Source organism: Aliibacillus thermotolerans, from assembly GCF_027853235.1.
GTDB classification, from domain to species: Bacteria; Bacillota; Bacilli; order Bacillales; family Marinococcaceae; genus Aliibacillus; species Aliibacillus thermotolerans.
The window spans coordinates 1-15,851 of the sequence record NZ_WKJG01000047.1 but is presented as its reverse complement, the minus strand read 5'-3'; the positions used below and the strand labels follow the sequence as shown (position 1 = coordinate 15,851).

16 protein-coding genes and 1 pseudogene are annotated in these 15,851 nt (G+C 38.2%); 5 read left to right on the top strand and 12 right to left on the bottom strand.

The genetic code is table 11. The features are described from left to right. Nucleotides 1–107 precede the first annotated feature (107 nt). The 4 genes from GJS40_RS08270 to GJS40_RS08255 form a co-directional block, all read right to left on the bottom strand. Entirely contained in the window at nucleotides 108–263 is a 156-nt protein-coding gene (locus GJS40_RS08270; protein WP_270897410.1) for an ATP-binding cassette domain-containing protein, read from the bottom strand. Next, nucleotides 263–646, bottom strand: a complete 384-nt coding sequence (locus tag GJS40_RS08265; protein ID WP_270897409.1) for a GntR family transcriptional regulator — start codon at nucleotides 644–646, stop codon at nucleotides 263–265. Before GJS40_RS08265 ends, GJS40_RS08270 begins: the two co-directional genes overlap by 1 nt. 34 nt (nucleotides 647–680) lie before the next feature. After that, a complete protein-coding gene (locus GJS40_RS08260) occupies nucleotides 681–1,406 on the bottom strand; it encodes a hypothetical protein (RefSeq protein ID WP_270897408.1) in 726 nt (241 codons plus the stop codon). A gap of 527 nt (nucleotides 1,407–1,933) precedes the next feature. Continuing rightward, entirely contained in the window at nucleotides 1,934–2,134 is a 201-nt protein-coding gene (locus GJS40_RS08255; protein WP_270897407.1) for a hypothetical protein, read from the bottom strand. Between the two features lie 36 nt (nucleotides 2,135–2,170). On the opposite strand from GJS40_RS08255, the gene GJS40_RS08250 reads away from it, so the two are divergent. Beyond that, nucleotides 2,171–2,353: a hypothetical protein gene (locus tag GJS40_RS08250; RefSeq protein ID WP_270897406.1), complete on the top strand. Its 183-nt coding sequence runs from the start codon at nucleotides 2,171–2,173 to the stop codon at nucleotides 2,351–2,353. Between the two features lie 131 nt (nucleotides 2,354–2,484). On the opposite strand, the gene GJS40_RS08245 is transcribed toward GJS40_RS08250, so the two are convergent. Continuing rightward, nucleotides 2,485–3,054: a TraR/DksA C4-type zinc finger protein gene (locus tag GJS40_RS08245; RefSeq protein ID WP_270897405.1), complete on the bottom strand. Its 570-nt coding sequence runs from the start codon at nucleotides 3,052–3,054 to the stop codon at nucleotides 2,485–2,487. Nucleotides 3,055–3,238: 184 nt separating this feature from the next. Between GJS40_RS08245 and GJS40_RS08240 the strand changes: the two genes are divergently transcribed. Then, the gene (locus tag GJS40_RS08240) at nucleotides 3,239–5,335 is read left to right on the top strand and encodes a transglycosylase domain-containing protein (protein ID WP_270897404.1); all 2,097 of its coding nucleotides are present in this window, start codon (nucleotides 3,239–3,241) and stop codon (nucleotides 5,333–5,335) included. A gap of 96 nt (nucleotides 5,336–5,431) precedes the next feature. Further along, entirely contained in the window at nucleotides 5,432–5,845 is a 414-nt protein-coding gene (locus tag GJS40_RS08235; protein WP_270897403.1) for a carboxymuconolactone decarboxylase family protein, read from the top strand. A gap of 170 nt (nucleotides 5,846–6,015) precedes the next feature. On the opposite strand, the gene GJS40_RS08230 is transcribed toward GJS40_RS08235, so the two are convergent. From GJS40_RS08230 to GJS40_RS08215, 4 genes and pseudogenes are all read right to left on the bottom strand, one after another. After that, nucleotides 6,016–6,561, bottom strand: a complete 546-nt coding sequence (locus GJS40_RS08230; RefSeq protein ID WP_270897402.1) for a YwhD family protein — start codon at nucleotides 6,559–6,561, stop codon at nucleotides 6,016–6,018. Between the two features lie 201 nt (nucleotides 6,562–6,762). Beyond that, nucleotides 6,763–7,281 (bottom strand): YwgA family protein, encoded by a 519-nt coding sequence (locus GJS40_RS08225; RefSeq protein WP_270897401.1) that lies wholly within the window; start codon nucleotides 7,279–7,281, stop codon nucleotides 6,763–6,765. A gap of 41 nt (nucleotides 7,282–7,322) precedes the next feature. Continuing rightward, the gene (locus GJS40_RS08220) at nucleotides 7,323–8,648 is read right to left on the bottom strand and encodes an HD domain-containing protein (protein ID WP_270897411.1); all 1,326 of its coding nucleotides are present in this window, start codon (nucleotides 8,646–8,648) and stop codon (nucleotides 7,323–7,325) included. Further along, a pseudogene (locus GJS40_RS08215) lies at nucleotides 8,624–8,880 on the bottom strand (cation:dicarboxylate symporter family transporter); the annotation flags it as partial. The gene GJS40_RS08220 and the pseudogene GJS40_RS08215, both read right to left, overlap by 25 nt. A gap of 292 nt (nucleotides 8,881–9,172) precedes the next feature. On the opposite strand from GJS40_RS08215, the gene GJS40_RS08210 reads away from it, so the two are divergent. Together GJS40_RS08210 and hemQ are read left to right on the top strand one after the other, a co-directional pair. Further along, a complete protein-coding gene (locus tag GJS40_RS08210) occupies nucleotides 9,173–10,003 on the top strand; it encodes a lipoate--protein ligase family protein (protein ID WP_270897400.1) in 831 nt (276 codons plus the stop codon). A 252-nt stretch (nucleotides 10,004–10,255) separates the two neighbouring features. Further along, nucleotides 10,256–11,008: a hydrogen peroxide-dependent heme synthase gene (gene hemQ / locus GJS40_RS08205; protein ID WP_270897399.1), complete on the top strand. Its 753-nt coding sequence runs from the start codon at nucleotides 10,256–10,258 to the stop codon at nucleotides 11,006–11,008. Nucleotides 11,009–11,611: 603 nt separating this feature from the next. Here hemQ and GJS40_RS08200 read toward each other — a convergent pair. The 3 genes from GJS40_RS08200 to GJS40_RS08190 form a co-directional block, all read right to left on the bottom strand. Further along, nucleotides 11,612–12,586, bottom strand: a complete 975-nt coding sequence (locus tag GJS40_RS08200) for a bacteriophage abortive infection AbiH family protein (protein ID WP_270897398.1) — start codon at nucleotides 12,584–12,586, stop codon at nucleotides 11,612–11,614. 120 nt (nucleotides 12,587–12,706) lie between these two features. Then, on the bottom strand, nucleotides 12,707–14,566 hold the full coding sequence (locus GJS40_RS08195) for an ATP-binding protein (RefSeq protein WP_270897397.1): 1,860 nt from the start codon (nucleotides 14,564–14,566) through the stop codon (nucleotides 12,707–12,709). Beyond that, nucleotides 14,559–15,644: an SIR2 family protein gene (locus GJS40_RS08190; RefSeq protein WP_270897396.1), complete on the bottom strand. Its 1,086-nt coding sequence runs from the start codon at nucleotides 15,642–15,644 to the stop codon at nucleotides 14,559–14,561. Before GJS40_RS08190 ends, GJS40_RS08195 begins: the two co-directional genes overlap by 8 nt. Nucleotides 15,645–15,851: the final 207 nt, after the last annotated feature.

The window sequence follows — 15,851 nt, the reverse complement described above, 5'->3', positions numbered from 1 at the left end:
ACTCCGAAACGTCGGACATCTAGGGCAGGGACTGCCCGAAGTAACGCTCAAGGAGACGAAAGAGTGCTTTCGTCGAGGAGTTGAGAAGCTCCCACTTCAAGCGTTAGCTAAGTGGCGAGTAGTTCACGAAGCGTACTTTTCCCTGCACCATTTGGACCAACGAGGGCTGTAACGAAACCGGTGGGAATATCGATACTAACGGGACCTAACGTAAAGTCGTCAATTTGTTTTGTTACTTGTTGAAAACGTACGACATTTTCCATTACACTTCCCCCTTTAACATCTCTTGAAAGATTGTTTGAATTTCTTCATCGGTGTAATTGTGGCGTTTCGCAACGTCAATCGCTTCTCGAAAAGCTTCTTCCACCGCTTGGTCTTTCACTTTTGTCTTCATCGTCTCCGCCACATTTGCCACAAATGTCCCTTTTCCTTGCTTTGTCATAATGAATCCTTGCTGTTCTAAATTTTGATAAGCCCTTCTAGTTGTAATGACACTCACCTCTAAATCTTTTGATAGCGCCCGAATGGACGGAAGCTTTGTTCCTTCTTGTAATTGTCCGCTTGCAATGAGCGCCTTCATTTGTTCTTCGATTTGATGGTAAATCGGTACACGAGATTGATTGGATAATTGAATCGGTAGTTTCACGTCAACTTATCCCTCCTTTTCCTCCATTTCTCCCTTAAAAATAATCAGTCTTATCAATATGTCGTCCCATGTAGGAAAGCCAATATTTTGCTCCGATCATTGCGACAACCATTGACACAATGATTGTAATAATAGGTGCTGATTGGGCAGCCATCATCGTCCAGTAAACAAGCCCGTGCCCTGTGCCAAAACGAATCACTCCGATCACAAAAAACAGACCAACAAAGGAAAATATTCCGTAAACAGTTAATTTCAAATTGGAAACATAATCGCCGGAATCACTGGCCGGATAAAGAGAACCTGCAGCAATTCCGTAACTCATCCAAACAACGGAAAAGGCGACATATTCTCCTACTGTAAAAAACTCCCTCGCATCAGGTGAAATAAGATAGAAAAAGAAAAACAACAATATATGAAAAGGAATGGACCAAATATAATAGTTTATAAATCTGCTCTTCATCAAAATATTTTTCGGAATCGCTAAAGAATAAAGAGTAATGAAATAAGGAGACGCCCAAAAATTATTTTCTAATCGCTGATATTGAAAGGGCTTTGCTTTCACCCACATCGCAACGGTCATAGGGATGATAAGCATCACTGCATCAAGGATGAAAAGACCTTTCTCTACGTAAGCTGTGAATATCTCTCGAGCAAGCAACGTCATCACGAGTAACGCGACTACTAATAGAAAATAAGTGAGAATTCCGTGGGCTTTCACTTCATACATCGCCAACTTCCACGCTTGTTTCCATTCTTTCATTGTTTTGTCATCCTCCTATTGGTAGGTGTATATGTGTGAATGTGTTTATATGTTTATATACAGTATATGCCGTGATATCATTTTGTGTCAATTGTTTATTTAAAAAACCCTTCCAAAAGAAAGTTATTTTTTCTTCTGGAAGGATACATGAGTTGTGGCAATAAATGCTATTCCTGTTAAAAAAACGCTCCCACGACCATAATACAGGATGATGAAAAAGAGGATACAAATAATGGCAATAACAAAACAAAAAAAGATCGCTCTTATCGGTTGTCATTCTTTTTCAAACTTCTATGTACTACCAAAGTCAGATAATCCCTCAAAGCATGCTTAAACCATCTCAAACTCGCTTCCACTTCTCAATTTACTCCGGAAGCATCTCTAAAACCATTCTCACCATGCTCCTACGGGCGGGGGAAACTTCAAAGTCTGCTTAAAATGCTTGTAAACTCTCTTCCATCGATGTCACTGAAAGAGGCTGTCTAATAAGTCCTGAAAAATAAATCGAGCGTTCCTTTCAACAATCATTAGCGTCGAAACGGTGCCATACATCGTGCATGGATTGCTTTCACAATGGTGTTTGGATTGAAACGGTGCCATGATCCATTCATCGCTTGTTTCCACAAACTATTTTTGAATGAAACGGCGGCATGAGCGATCCATGGCTTGCTTTCATCAGACATTTTTGATTGAAGCAGTGTTATGAGCCATTCATGGCCTGCTTCCATTAGCTATTTTTATATGAAACGATGGCATGACTATCCATGACTTACTTCCATCAACAATTTGGTGTTGGAAACATGCCATTATTCGGCCAAGAAGCGTTTTCAGAAGCAATTTTTGATGAAGCGGTAACAAAAAAATGTCCAAAAATCACCAATCATGACTTTTTGGACAGCTCCTCTACACTCCTACACATTACAAATGACATTGAAAACACACCTTAAGCAGTCCATCGTACGTTTCCACCATCCTCGCACGCCTGAAAAGCTCCTAAAAGAAAAGTCCGGTCTCTTTCAAACGAAAAAGTGGCGAGCTCAACCAACAAGGTGAGTCCACCACTTTTTTCTGCAGTACGTCAGTCATCTCGCTCTTTATCCTTACTTCCGTATAAATCTTCGTATTCTTCTCCCGTGTCAGACGGAGTATCGGACGTGCCATACCGTTCCACACTTTCCCATGTCTCCTCTGCGTCGAGACGGTCATGTTCTACATCTGGTTCAACTTGTCCGGTAAAGCCACTTTTTCCAGGGATAAGGAAATCTTCTTCCACTGGTCGATTGTCGTGAATTTCTTCTTCTGCATGCTCTACACAACGAAGGGCAGTAGGTAGCGCTTCTAATCGTTCCCGCGGGATTTCTTTTCCGCACACTTCACACCTTCCATATGTTCCTTCGTCCATTCTCTCTAATGCTTTTTCAATCTCTTCTACTTCCGTCTCGTCTCGTCGAAAAAACGCCAAATCTTTTTCTCGTTCATATAATTCTGTCCCTTGGTCTGCCGGGTGATTATCATAATTCGACAATTCTCCAACGGATTCTTGGGCAAACTCTTCATCGTGTCGGCGCTCTTCTTGCTCTCCTTTTAATACTTGTAATCGTTTCGTTAAATGTTTTCTCATCTCTTGAAAAAAATTATTCTCACTCATTTTTTCCTCCTACTTCCCCTGTGAAGGGAAGGTATTATCTTCGTGTTTGTTATCTTTCCCATCTCGGAAAAACAATAAACTTACCACCCGGATTATCAATTGGTAAACACAAAGTTGTTTAAAAGATGAAAAATTAACCAACAATAATATAGAAGATGCGACCGGCAGGGAAGGAGGATGAAAGATGGCAACTGCCAGAGTGCCAAGATATCAACAAACACAACAATCTGTTCAAAAAATTGGTTGGTTCCGTTGGATGATCCGCAGTGCCCTTATTGCCGGAATCCTTGCCAATGTCGGAATATTAACAGTCATCGGGATTAGCCTTTTTATGGCGGCTCCTCCGATTCCAAGCGGAGCGTCAACGACCTTTTACGGGGCGGATCATTCCGTCATTGGAGAACATCATCAAGGAGAGCGTCGTTACGCCATTGCATTAGAAGAGATGTCCCCTGCCATTGTCGATGCAATCATTGCTATTGAAGATCGTGACTTTTACCAGCATCACGGTTTTGATATCCCACGGATTATTTCCGCCATCCTCGCCAACATAGAAGCAAGGGGAAAAGTACAAGGAGCAAGTACGATTACCCAACAATATGCTCGCAATTTATACTTAACTCATGAAAAAACGTGGTCCAGAAAGATAGAAGAAGCCTTTTACGCACTTCGGTTAGAAGCTCATTACGACAAAGAAGACATTTTGGAAGGATACTTAAATACCATTTATTTTGGGCACGGAGCTTACGGGATTGAAGCGGCCTCACGCCTTTATTTTGATAAATCAGCAAGCGAATTGAACATTGCAGAAGCGTCGTTTTTAGCAGGGATTCCCAAAGGACCGTCTCACTATTCTCCTTTTAATCATTATGATCGAGCAAAAGAGAGACAAAAAATTGTTCTGCATGCAATGGAAGAAACAGGAGTCATTACGACGACAGAACGGATGGAAGCAGAAGAAGCGTCTTTATCTATTGCTTCTCCCGGACAATTAGAAGAAAATCGCACCGGACTCTTTTTTCAAGATTATGTCGAACATCTTGTCGAAGAAGAAATTCCAGACATCGATGCTTCTATGCTACAACAAGGAGGACTTCACATTTACACGACACTCGATCCCGAATTGCAAGAAAAGGCAGAAAAATGGGTTGAGCGAGAAATTCCCTCTCATTCCGAATTGGAAGCAGCCCTTGTTGCCATGGATCCGACAACAGGAGATGTCCGCGCTCTCGTCGGTGGAAAAGATTATGAAAAAAGCACGTGGAATCGAGCCATTCATACCGCTCGGCCCCCCGGCTCTTTATTAAAACCGTTTTTATATTATGCTGCGTTAGAAGATGGATTTACTCCACTCACTGCTTTTCGAAGTGAGCCAACAACGTTTGAAATCGGTGATAATGGAGAAGTATACGCTCCTGGAAATTATGGCGATTTATATGCCAATGATTTCATTACTATGAGCGAAGCATTGGCAGTATCAGACAACATTTTTGCCGTCAAAACCCACCTTTTTCTTGGACCAAACACGCTAGTAGACATCGCTGAAAAAGCCGGCGTGTCGGAAAATTTTTCTCCGTTGCCATCCCTTGCCCTCGGAGCCGAAAACGTGCGCGTCCTCGACATTGCCCGAGGATACAGCACCATTGCCAACGGGGGAAGTCGCGTCACACCGCGTTTTATTACGAAAATTACGAATGAAGAAGGAGAAGTCCTTTATGAAAGTGAACCGACAAAGGAAAAAGTGTTCGACGAAGCAAAAACATACGTGCTTATCGATATGATGACCGGAATGTTTGATACTTCGATGAACAGCTATACGTCCGTTACAGGGCGTCCCATCGCCCATTTCATTAATCGTCCCCTTGCCGGAAAAAGTGGCTCCACTAGTTTTGATAGTTGGATGGCCGGTTTTAGCCCGCAATTAACAACGGCGGTGTGGATTGGTTATGACGACAACCGACCAATCAACCACCGCGAAGAAGGACAAATTTCGAAAAAAATATGGGCGCAATTTATGAACGACGCCCTCCGAGACGAATTAAAAATGGCCTTCTCACCTCCCGACTCTGTGATAAAAGTCGAAATTGATGAAGAAACAGGACTGCTTGCCTCTGAAGAATGTGGACCATCTCGCACCATTGCCTTTGAAAAAGGAACGGAACCGACAGCTTCATGTACGGAATTATTAGAAGAGTCTATGGACGCAGAAGAGCGGGAAGAAGAAATTGCTCAAAAAGAAGAAAAATTCCTCGATCGATTAAGACGATGGTTTCCTTTCTAACGTAAGTTTTACTTATTGTCATAGAAATTATATACTGACGTTGGTAGCAAAATATCAAACATAAGCGATGGGATAACATACGAGGAGGTTTGTGACGTGGCAGAAGATCGTTATCAAAAAGGGATGGACAAATTAATGGAACTAACGAATCCAGACAATGACCATCCAACCGGTCATATGGATGTTGGGGAAGGATTTAAAGATATTGCACCTGATTTACAAAAATATGTTGTTGAATTTGCCTTTGGCGACATTTATTCCCGACCAGGAATAGACAACAAACAAAAAGTACTGACAACGATTTCCGCGCTTGTCGCACAAGGAACACCGCAAATTGAGATGCACATAAGAACAGGGCTTGTCGTCGGTTTAACACCGGAAGAAATTGTCGGCTGTATAATGCACCTCATCCCGTATACAGGATTTCCACGGGCGCTGAATGCTTTAAAAGCTGCTCAAAAAGTGTTTGCAGAAGAAGGAGTCACAGTGACAACGTCTCAAGATGAATGACGAACGTGTAAAAGACAACAAAACGCGCGAGGGGTCTGTTTCAACTCCCTCACGCGCTTTGTTGTCCTAGTGATGTGTGTGTATGTGTATATCTAGTTTAATGGATATGGAAAGTAAAGAACAAGTTGAAAAGACAATGTTCAAAAATCGTTCATAGTTTTGCCAAGATTTCATTCCTCTTCCACTTTTAATGCCTCATGAAGCTCCGGGCTTGCATTCTTCCACATCTCTTCGTTGAACCCTTTTAAAAATTCTCTGAGCATCTTTTTGGAAAAATCGTCCATATGATCTACTACAATTCGTCCTTTTAATGATTTATCCATATTGTTGACGTGTTCCGGCATGCTTTTATAGCCGTTACGAATACGTTTTTCTTCTCGTTCAATTAACATTTCACATGCCCCAACTCCGGCATAGTAAGGTTTCCCCTCTTTATGATCCACCGTTACCCAAACGAGCCAATATAACTTCCCGTTTGGTACTTTGCTTTTATCCGAATGAAATCTTACGCGTTTTTCCACTTCCGAGCGAGCATGTAACGCTCCCATATCAATAAAAGCACGCTCTTCTTCCGGATCAATAAAAACAGGCGTGACGTTATCAAGGTTAATGGACCCTACTCCGTAACCACCATGACCATCTGTCGCGTCTCCGCTTAAAATCGTAAACCCACTTGATTTAAATTGTTTCTTTTTATTTTTATCAGAAAGACTCATTTACCATCGTCTCCTTTTAAAAATCGAATCATCTTTTTCTAACATACACTATAAACGAAGAAAATGATGACTTCAAACTCCACCACTCATACGACCAAGAATCTAAAAAATACCATGTATATACGCTATACGACTTGAATTTCAATGGAACGATAAAAAATGTGTCGTATAAAATGAAAATGAGTTCGGTCCATCTCGAACTCATTTTACGGGGAATGGAATCATTCGAAGGGAGTCGATAAAATCCCATGCTTCTTCCAGATCCGTTTCGGTAAAGTTTTGGCTTTTCTTTAACGTAAATACTTTCTCCTTCACTTCTTCTTTCGGTAGCTCCTCGAAATACAACATTGTAGAAACGAGTTCTAAAAATTTTGCGCTACGCTCATTCAATGCTGTAACAAGTGGACGAGCATATTCCGCAGGCCATGAGAGCGGAAATTGATCGAGAAATCTCGCTCCATTTTCCGTCAAATGATAACAGTACTGCGCGTACCCTGCCTTTTGTTCCTTGACTTCTTTCACAAAACCTAAACTGCATAGCTCTTCCATGCGCAAGGTCAGCTCTTCGGAATATGGACCGTATATATGATACGTATATTTTTCTTGAAAAGGGAGTTTCATTTTCTTCCCAATGTAGACGATTTTTTGCAATTTTTTCCTTCCGACAATCTCTCCTGCTTCTTGTAAAAGTGCCATAATTTTTGCATGTTCCGGTAACACAAAAAATCCTCCATTCTTTTCCACTAAACAAGATTGATCAATTAAAATTCTGTTTCCGTCTTCCCTGGGTGCGCTTGTAAAATATGTAAAATCTCTCGTTTTTCTTTTTCAGCACCAGGAGTATGTAACCATTCCTCTGGATAATATAATTTATGATCCGTTCGTTTTTTTCCGGAAATTGCTTCCACAATATCTGATTCGCGTGATAGTTCTCGTAGTCTATTGTCAGGCATAATCAAGTGGATAGGAAGACGCTCTTCCTCTTCTTCGCCGGGTCGATAAAAATCATACGGAAGATCGGATGAAGAGTCAATGACTAAATAATAATCCGGATCAATGCCAATTTTGCGAAATAACTGTTCCAGCCGACTCCACTCGTTCATGAAATGCTCTTGATGAAACTCGACATATTTGAACAAACGGCGATTCATAAACCGTTCACATAAATCTTTTAAAATCGGATCCTCCTCTTTTTGCCACATATGAAAATAATACATTACGACCGATTCGTCTAGCTCTAAATAATCGGAAAGCGATAACGGTTTTTCTGAAAAGAATCCTTCAAAATGAACAGGTGGATAACGAAACGAATAACCGGATTCACTTAATGCTTTCACGCGCTGCAAAATTTTACTTAAAATTACTTCTGCACTTCTTGTGACGGGGTGAAAATACACTTGCCAGTACATTTGATAACGACTCATAATATAATCCTCTACCGCGTGCATGCCAGTGTATTTAATCACTGCTTGATCTTCCATCGGACGCATCACCCGCAGTATTCGTTCCATATCAAAATGACCGTAACTCACTCCTGTGTAAAAAGCATCCCGCTGTAAATAGTCCATCCGATCCGCATCAATTTGGCTGGAAATTAAGCTCACAACTAATTTGTTCGGATACGTTTTTTCAATGACATCGGCAACTTTTTGCGGAAAATCATCTCCCATTCGGGAAAGCACTTCCCTCACTTCCGTGTCTCCCGTAATAATTTTCCGTGTCCACCATTCGTGATCCGTTTGGAAGACTTTTTCAAAGGAATGAGAAAAAGGGCCATGCCCAATATCATGAAGAAGCGCTGCACTGAGACAAAGCAGCCGCTCCTCTGGTACCCAATGGGGGCGTCCTTCAAACTTTTCGATAATGCGGCGCGTAATTTCATAAACACCGAGAGAATGATTGAAACGGGTATGTTCCGCTCCGTGAAAGGTGAGAAAAGTCGTACCTAGTTGACGAATACGGCGCAACCGTTGAAATTCTTTTGTGCCAATTAAATCCCAAATTAATTCATCCCGTACGTGAATATAACGATGAACTGGATCTTTAAATACTTTCTCTTCTTCTAACATGCGATTTCCCATGCGCATCCTAAGATCCGCTCCCTCTTCCGATAATTGCTCATCATGCATTTGGATTCGTCATTCTCGAACCGATCAACGACATAAGCGCAAACGGCATCTCCAATGGGTTCGCAACATGTCTAGTATTCGGTCAACTCGTAAAATTAAAGCAATTCCTTTTACCGGCAAACCGACTTGTTGTAAAACCATCGTCAACATGGAGTCCGACACTTGGTACTCCAGCCGTTCCAATACTAGCATACAGTTGTCCGGTTGGCGTGAGTTTTATGTATCTACTGCATGAAAAATAGATGTAGGTACGAAATGTAAAAGTAAACCAACAATGACCCTAGTGCAATTAAAAATATATTTCGTTACCTTCGCCATATCGTCTGCTTCCATTCTCATCTGTCTAAGTTTGGACATTTATTCCCTTTTTCTCACGAATCAAAGATTGGATCGGCACCCTTCTCTTCATAGGTTTTCACAAACAATGATGATATAATAAAGACACAATTGTCGTTTATCAGAGTAGAATGGAGTTTACAATCATGGAAATGAATCAAACTTGGCGTTTTATCGATCATTCCACCTCAGGATTATACACTCATCCTCTTCAATCCTTTGCCCTGGATGATACGCTATGTACGGCCACGGGAGAAGGATCATCCTTACCTGTCATACGAACTTGGGTCCATTCAAATACAGTGATGCTCGGTATTCAAGATAGTCGACTTCCTTATTTACAAGATGGGTTGGAGGAAGTAAAAAATAACAATTACAACGTATTTGTTCGTAATTCGGGTGGTCTTGCTGTCGTTCTGGACGAAGGTATTTTTAATTTATCACTCATTTTTAAAGAAAACAAATCCTTTTCCATTTACGACGGCTACGATTTTATGTGGGAAGTAGTAAAACTCATGTTCCACGACGCTCCCGCTCCAATCGAAGCGTATGAAATTGTCGGATCTTATTGCCCGGGAAATTATGATTTAAGCATCGCAGGGAAAAAATTTGCCGGAATTTCTCAAAGACGCATTCGTGGAGGGGTAGCGGTTCAAATCTACATGGCTGTTACCGGAAGTGGTGCAGCACGGGCTCGTTTATTAAAACGATTTTATGAACGATCTTTGCGTGGCGAAAAAACACGGGTTGAATATCCAAACATTCAACCGGAAGTGATGGCTTCTTTGTCCGAATTATATGGAGAACACATATCAACGTCCGACGTCCAATGGCGCTTGTTAACGACGTTTCAAAAATACGGCGCAATCATTAAAACTTCTACCTTAACCGAAGCAGAATGGCAACGTTTCGATCATTACTATGACCGAATTATTGAAAGAAACCGAAAAGCAATGGAGAAACAACAATCGAAGTAATCATAAGTTGCATCGTGCGGAATGATTGGCTGATCTGTGTCGCGTGGAAAATTCCACGTCCTCGTTCCGATGCAGTCGTACGGACACGATTCATCTACAAGCGGTGGCAGCCAATCTAGGCGAACGCGAAAATACGTCTAGAAGTGTTTCAGCAAAAATGCTCTTCTTTCCGTGAGAATGGGAAATATGATATAGTGGAACTAGGGATACTGGAAATGACATGTAAAAAAATCTCTTTGGGAGTGGTACATAATGAGCGAGGCATCTCAAACGTTAGACGGTTGGTTTTCTCTGCATGATTTACGCAAAATAGACTGGGCCGCTTGGAAATTCGTCCCGAGTGAAGAGCGTCAAAGCATGGTGAAAGAGTTTTTAAATATGTTGGAATCCTGGCAAGAAACGGAAGACAAGCATGAGGGGAGTCATGCTTTGTATTCCGTCGTTGGACAAAAGGCAGATATCATCATGATGATTTTACGCCCTACTTTAAATGAATTAAATGAAATCGAAAATTCATTGAATAAATTGCGCATCGCTGAATATTTGATTCCAACTTATTCCTACGTATCCGTCGTGGAGTTAGGTAACTACATCCCTCCAGAAGACGGAAGTGATCCAACAGAAAACCCGGAAATTCGTGATCGCATTTATCCAATCTTGCCGAAATGGAACCACATTTGCTTTTATCCAATGAATAAAAAACGCGAAGGAGACGATAACTGGTTCGCTTTGCCGATTGAAAAGCGTCGAGAATTAATGCGTGCTCACGGAATGACAGGTAGAAAATACGCCGGCAAAGTAAAACAGATTATTACCGGTTCCACCGGTCTCGATGATTGGGAATGGGCTGTTACTTTATTTGCCCACGAAGCGATTCAGTTTAAAAAGCTCGTATACGAAATGCGCTTTGACGAAGTGTCCGCCCGGTATAGCGAATTTGGACCGTTTTATGTCGGAAACATCTTAGAACAAGAAAAAGTGGAATCCTTTTTCCACGTGCAATAAAGAAGTCAAAAAAGAAAGGTTCCAAGCACTAAATTTTGCTTGGAACCATTTTTGTAGTGGTTTCTGAAGGTATATTTTTACCCGCCGAATGTTCATTTTTAATTTTCTTTACTCCTCTCACGGAAAGTGCGTATTCTACAAAAACCCAAACGCCGATTCTACGCCGGTTTTCTCGTCTGAATCTTCCTGCAACGTTGTAAATATGTCATGAGAACATTCGCTGGGAGTTTCATGCGAAAATTGTCGCATGAATCTTTTATGCAACACTTCATTGCGTGATTCTCGTAAAAACAGGTTGTATGAACCATGATATGGCCTGTTTTTTCCTAATTTCATCTATTTCTAGCCTTCATAAGACTTATTCATCGCTGTTTTACAAAATGAAGCGTTGTTTTTTAATCGAGTAGGAGGAGGTGATTAACACCACCGTACGTACGGTTCGCGTATACGGCGGTTCAATTAAGATTGGGTAACGCAAGACTTCCTTCCGTAGCTCCACCCTCCAAGAGGTCTTCCACGGAATTCACCGTTTCCTTCCTCAAGCTGGCTTGAGTAGTAATCGCAGACATCTTGATGTAGTAGTGTTTGCCTAAATTTTTTGAATTACCATTCCTTTATACAAAAATTATTCAATGAAAATCGTTGTATAAATTTGAACGTATTTTTTCTATCATCATCACTAAAACAGTAAAATTTCCAACAACAATCCTTTAACACCGGGATAATCACATCTGAGTAGTACGGAAAATCAACACCCATGATTGAATGTCCCATAATGATAACTTCGTTTATATTTTTCCCACTAATAAAATCTCTTAATGTCTTATAATTTTTCTTAATATTTTTTGACGCGGCATCACAAAATCCAATAATATGTTCAATTGCTGGTTCAATTGAAACTGAAAAAAAATCATAATAACTAAACCTTTTTTGTAATTCCAATTTAATTTTTTGAGCATCATTACTAATTGAACCAAATTGGATTTGTTCTCTACATATATCATTATTAATTTCATCAACCTGCGGTTGCTCGGCAACCTCAGCATCTTCAATCGTTTTAAAACTTGGAATAACCCAATCTAACATATTCTCAACCGAATCAAGACTCCCATGAATATGATAGATATTATTCGGACTTATATTATATAATTTCTCTAATGTACTGGTGTAATTGAATGTAAGGTACAAAGAGGAATTATCTAGATTTAGTTTTTTATTAGTATTATTAAAATCTATTTGATTAAGCCATTCAATAAAGTATTTGCCTGTAAAATCATAGATGAACTTTGTTTGTTCTTCTAAATCAATATCTATTGCATACCATCTCGAATCACTATCATCATTTAAGTCCGGGTAAAACTCATTTATTGCATCTTCAATACATTCTTCATAATTAATAGTTAAAGATTGCTCTAAGTCACTCCACTTATCTGATAAAGATAAGTCTAGATATCTAAATTCTTCAAAATTTGAGAACGAATAAGGATAATGTTCTAGCAAAAATTCCTTATAATCGGTAAATCTAGTTTTATAACCATGATGTAGATCAAAACCGTTGCCACAAATGTAGAGTTTCATATTTCTCCCTCTCGATTACTTCGGTTTAATTATCTGTAAATTCAAAAAAAGCCTTTAAGACTATTCAGTACTCTAAATTTAGCTAAATGTCAACCTTTGCTGTGACTTAATATTACCATTTCACTTAGCTGAAGTTGAGTATTCGGTTTCAACAAGGTTGGATTCTACTTCTACAGATTCTTCTCTTTTCCATAATTGTGATGGTAAATACGTTTTTGATATTTCACTGTACTGTTCACCATCAATTTTTATCTCCAATGGAATCGAAAAAGACTCTCCTACTAACAATGCCACACCTGTTTTCAAATATGACAATCTATTCATTTGTGCATCATTAAGATACGGTATACTTCTTTTCATTTGCTCTAAATCTATATTATTACGGATTCTATGTAATATAAAGTTATTACATTGTGATATAACTGTTTTAGACAGTTCACTCGGCCTCTGACTAGATAACATCAAGAAGGTGCCAAACTTTCTGCCTTCTTTTGCAACTATTTCAAACATTTTTGTGTAATTAACAATACTGTCTTTCTCCGATTCAGAAATATACTTATGAGCCTCATCAAAAATAAAATTATAAATTTTAGAAATGCTTCCATTTTTCATTTTTTCATCATATTGATTTTGGAAAACTCTTCTTAATATATGGCTTGTAAAGAATAGCAAAACATCATCATCAATAAATGAACAGTCTAATATTGTAAAAGTTTTTTCACACTGTAACGCATCTTCTAATTCCGCTTTCTTTGTAAAATCCTCTGAAAATAAATTATTTGAAAATGTTGCAATTAAGTTATCTAGGCGTGTCATTAAAGTCGAACAGAATGTTCGAATCTGATTGTTTCCCTTTGCCTCTTCAAGTAGTAACACAATATCCAAAGCTAATTTCAAATCATTTAAACTTTTTACTTTGCTCTCCGCCTCTTCTAGACAAGATACTAAATATGCATGACATTCTTCATAGCTGTATCCAATAGATTTTTTAATATACGATTTAATGGCCTTTCTGAATTTTTGATCGTAATACTCTGAATCAAAATTTCCAAATTTAGGATTATAATATTTTAGGTATTCTTTTATTTCAACTGAGTCAATATTTTCTAGTAACCCCATAATTTTTGCCCTTTTTGCAACCGCATCAGTAGATTGATTATTAAATATTTCTAATGCACTATACGCCTTTATCCATGATACACTTTCATCATCAGAATCAATAATATTTGCTAATTTTAATCCATTAAGTAAAATTGGTCTCTGTGCAGCGATTGAGGGTTGAAGTAAATTCATCCAATCTTCAGTAACTAGGTCATTTAAATCTATAGAAATATCTTTAACCTTTACTTCTGTGGTCATTTCAGAAGGAAAATCTGTATATTCACCATGAACATCAAAAATAATAAAATTTGCTTTTGAAATGTCTAAATTACTGTGATCTTTTAAATTAGCTATTTCATTTAAAAATGTACGTACAGTTGTTGATTTACCTGATCCTGTGTTTCCTAATATACATGAATGATTAATTAATATACTATCTAAATTTATTTTAGGCATTACATTATGTGTAGTAAGTTTTCCTAATATAATAGATATGTCATCATCGGCTGACATTAATATGGTTTCTATCTCTTCATTATTAGCTAAATAAACTTCTTCGCCTATAACTGGAAACGTAGCTAATCCATATTCAAATTTATTAAAGACAATCTCTCCAACTGGTACCGCTTCAAAAAATGCCTTTTCACTAAATTTAGATTGTTCCTCCTCAAATAGTGTTTTTTCCTGTTCATATAAACCAATAATTTGATAGACGTATTTACTAGCGCCATCTTTATTAATAATTACAAAATCATTTAGTCCGTTTAGTATGTATAATTCCCCTTGGGAATTATGCACTATATCATTTGGATTAGGTACCTCTATTACAATTTTATTAAAGAACACTTTATTAATTATTCCAATTGCATTTTTAGTCATCACCTTCACCAGCCTTCATATAACTTAAAATATTTCTAAAGTGATGACCATCTTCTGAGTCACTAGGTTTTTCAGCCGGGATCATACGTCCTCCAATAAAATGTATATTGAGTAAATCTTTATGGTTCTCAAAAAATTCTTTGGCCTTATCTTCTAATAAACTACTAAAGATAATCAGCGTGAAATCCTCATTACTTAGAGCCTGTGAAATTAGTTGATTAATATGCTGGTCTGGAAAACCATATCCCACAACTACTAAAGTGCTATTTGGTTTTTGGAGATTTATAGAAAATTCCCTAAAAAGCTCTGAATAAGGTGTTTGCTGCGTTTCAATATGCTTATGAATTGTTGGATATATTAGAACATTTTCTGATTCATCTTCATTGGCTCTCCGTTGTACTACTTTTCCTATTTTACTATCATATAACCAGTCTATCGAACCATGAATTTTATATAACTTTACAAATCTACGTACAATACTCCATTTATCTTTATAGCGATTTACATCATCAACCAACCTTAAATGAAACTCTGTAGGATCAAATATTCTCTGCATAGTGCCTCTAAATCCATTTGTATATCTTATATTTGCATTTTCCATCGCTAATTCATTAAATAAATCGTAATTTGTAGTAAAAACATTCACTGGAGAAAAATCCTTATTATTTCTTATGGAAAATATTTCATTATAAAATTCCTTATAAAAATTCAACACATCTTTATGTTCGTAATAATTAATATCTATACTTTCAATTAGGCCCTTTTTAGTTCGTTCGTAGTTTTCTTGAAATTCTCCAATATTCTCATAATCTATATCAGAGTTCTCAAAAAAGTTTAAGGAAGTATGTAGCCAATTTAAGTATCCCTCTATATCATCGTTTTCCTCAGACCTATAATTACCTAGTGCTGCATCATGTAAATCTTTTTTCAATGATTTAAATGTTTTTCCCATGAGAGGAACAGCTGGAAATGAACAGCCAGAGCCAATAAAAAAATTTAAATTGGGAGATAATAACTGTTTTCTAATGAATGTTTTAATTGCATCTTTTTGATTAGAAAAAGATAATCCATCATTCAAATTTTTATCTCCCCTGTAATGATATAAATATTGTGTAGTTGGTATCATCATATCACCCTTTATAAAAAATAATTAACGTCTTGTGACTGATAAACTAAATTATACAGTTTCCGATAAATAAGATCATACACTTTTAGTCAGTTGCCGAAGTTAGTAGTTTTTATGAAACTGCCCGAGGGCAGTTTCATAAAAACTACTCTCGCAACT

Coding starts and splice junctions, on each gene's coding strand:
- GJS40_RS08255 (WP_270897407.1), bottom strand. CDS start 2,134: ATGGAAGCAGGCCATGAATGGCTCATAACACTGCTTCAATCAAAAATG.
- GJS40_RS08240 (WP_270897404.1), top strand. CDS start 3,239: ATGGCAACTGCCAGAGTGCCAAGATATCAACAAACACAACAATCTGTT.
- GJS40_RS08195 (WP_270897397.1), bottom strand. CDS start 14,566: ATGACTAAAAATGCAATTGGAATAATTAATAAAGTGTTCTTTAATAAA.
- GJS40_RS08200 (WP_270897398.1), bottom strand. CDS start 12,586: ATGAAACTCTACATTTGTGGCAACGGTTTTGATCTACATCATGGTTAT.
- GJS40_RS08260 (WP_270897408.1), bottom strand. CDS start 1,406: ATGAAAGAATGGAAACAAGCGTGGAAGTTGGCGATGTATGAAGTGAAA.
- GJS40_RS08270 (WP_270897410.1), bottom strand. CDS start 263: ATGGAAAATGTCGTACGTTTTCAACAAGTAACAAAACAAATTGACGAC.
- GJS40_RS08245 (WP_270897405.1), bottom strand. CDS start 3,054: ATGAGTGAGAATAATTTTTTTCAAGAGATGAGAAAACATTTAACGAAA.
- GJS40_RS08230 (WP_270897402.1), bottom strand. CDS start 6,561: ATGAGTCTTTCTGATAAAAATAAAAAGAAACAATTTAAATCAAGTGGG.
- GJS40_RS08210 (WP_270897400.1), top strand. CDS start 9,173: ATGGAAATGAATCAAACTTGGCGTTTTATCGATCATTCCACCTCAGGA.
- GJS40_RS08250 (WP_270897406.1), top strand. CDS start 2,171: ATGACTTACTTCCATCAACAATTTGGTGTTGGAAACATGCCATTATTC.
- hemQ (WP_270897399.1), top strand. CDS start 10,256: ATGAGCGAGGCATCTCAAACGTTAGACGGTTGGTTTTCTCTGCATGAT.
- GJS40_RS08220 (WP_270897411.1), bottom strand. CDS start 8,648: ATGCGCATGGGAAATCGCATGTTAGAAGAAGAGAAAGTATTTAAAGAT.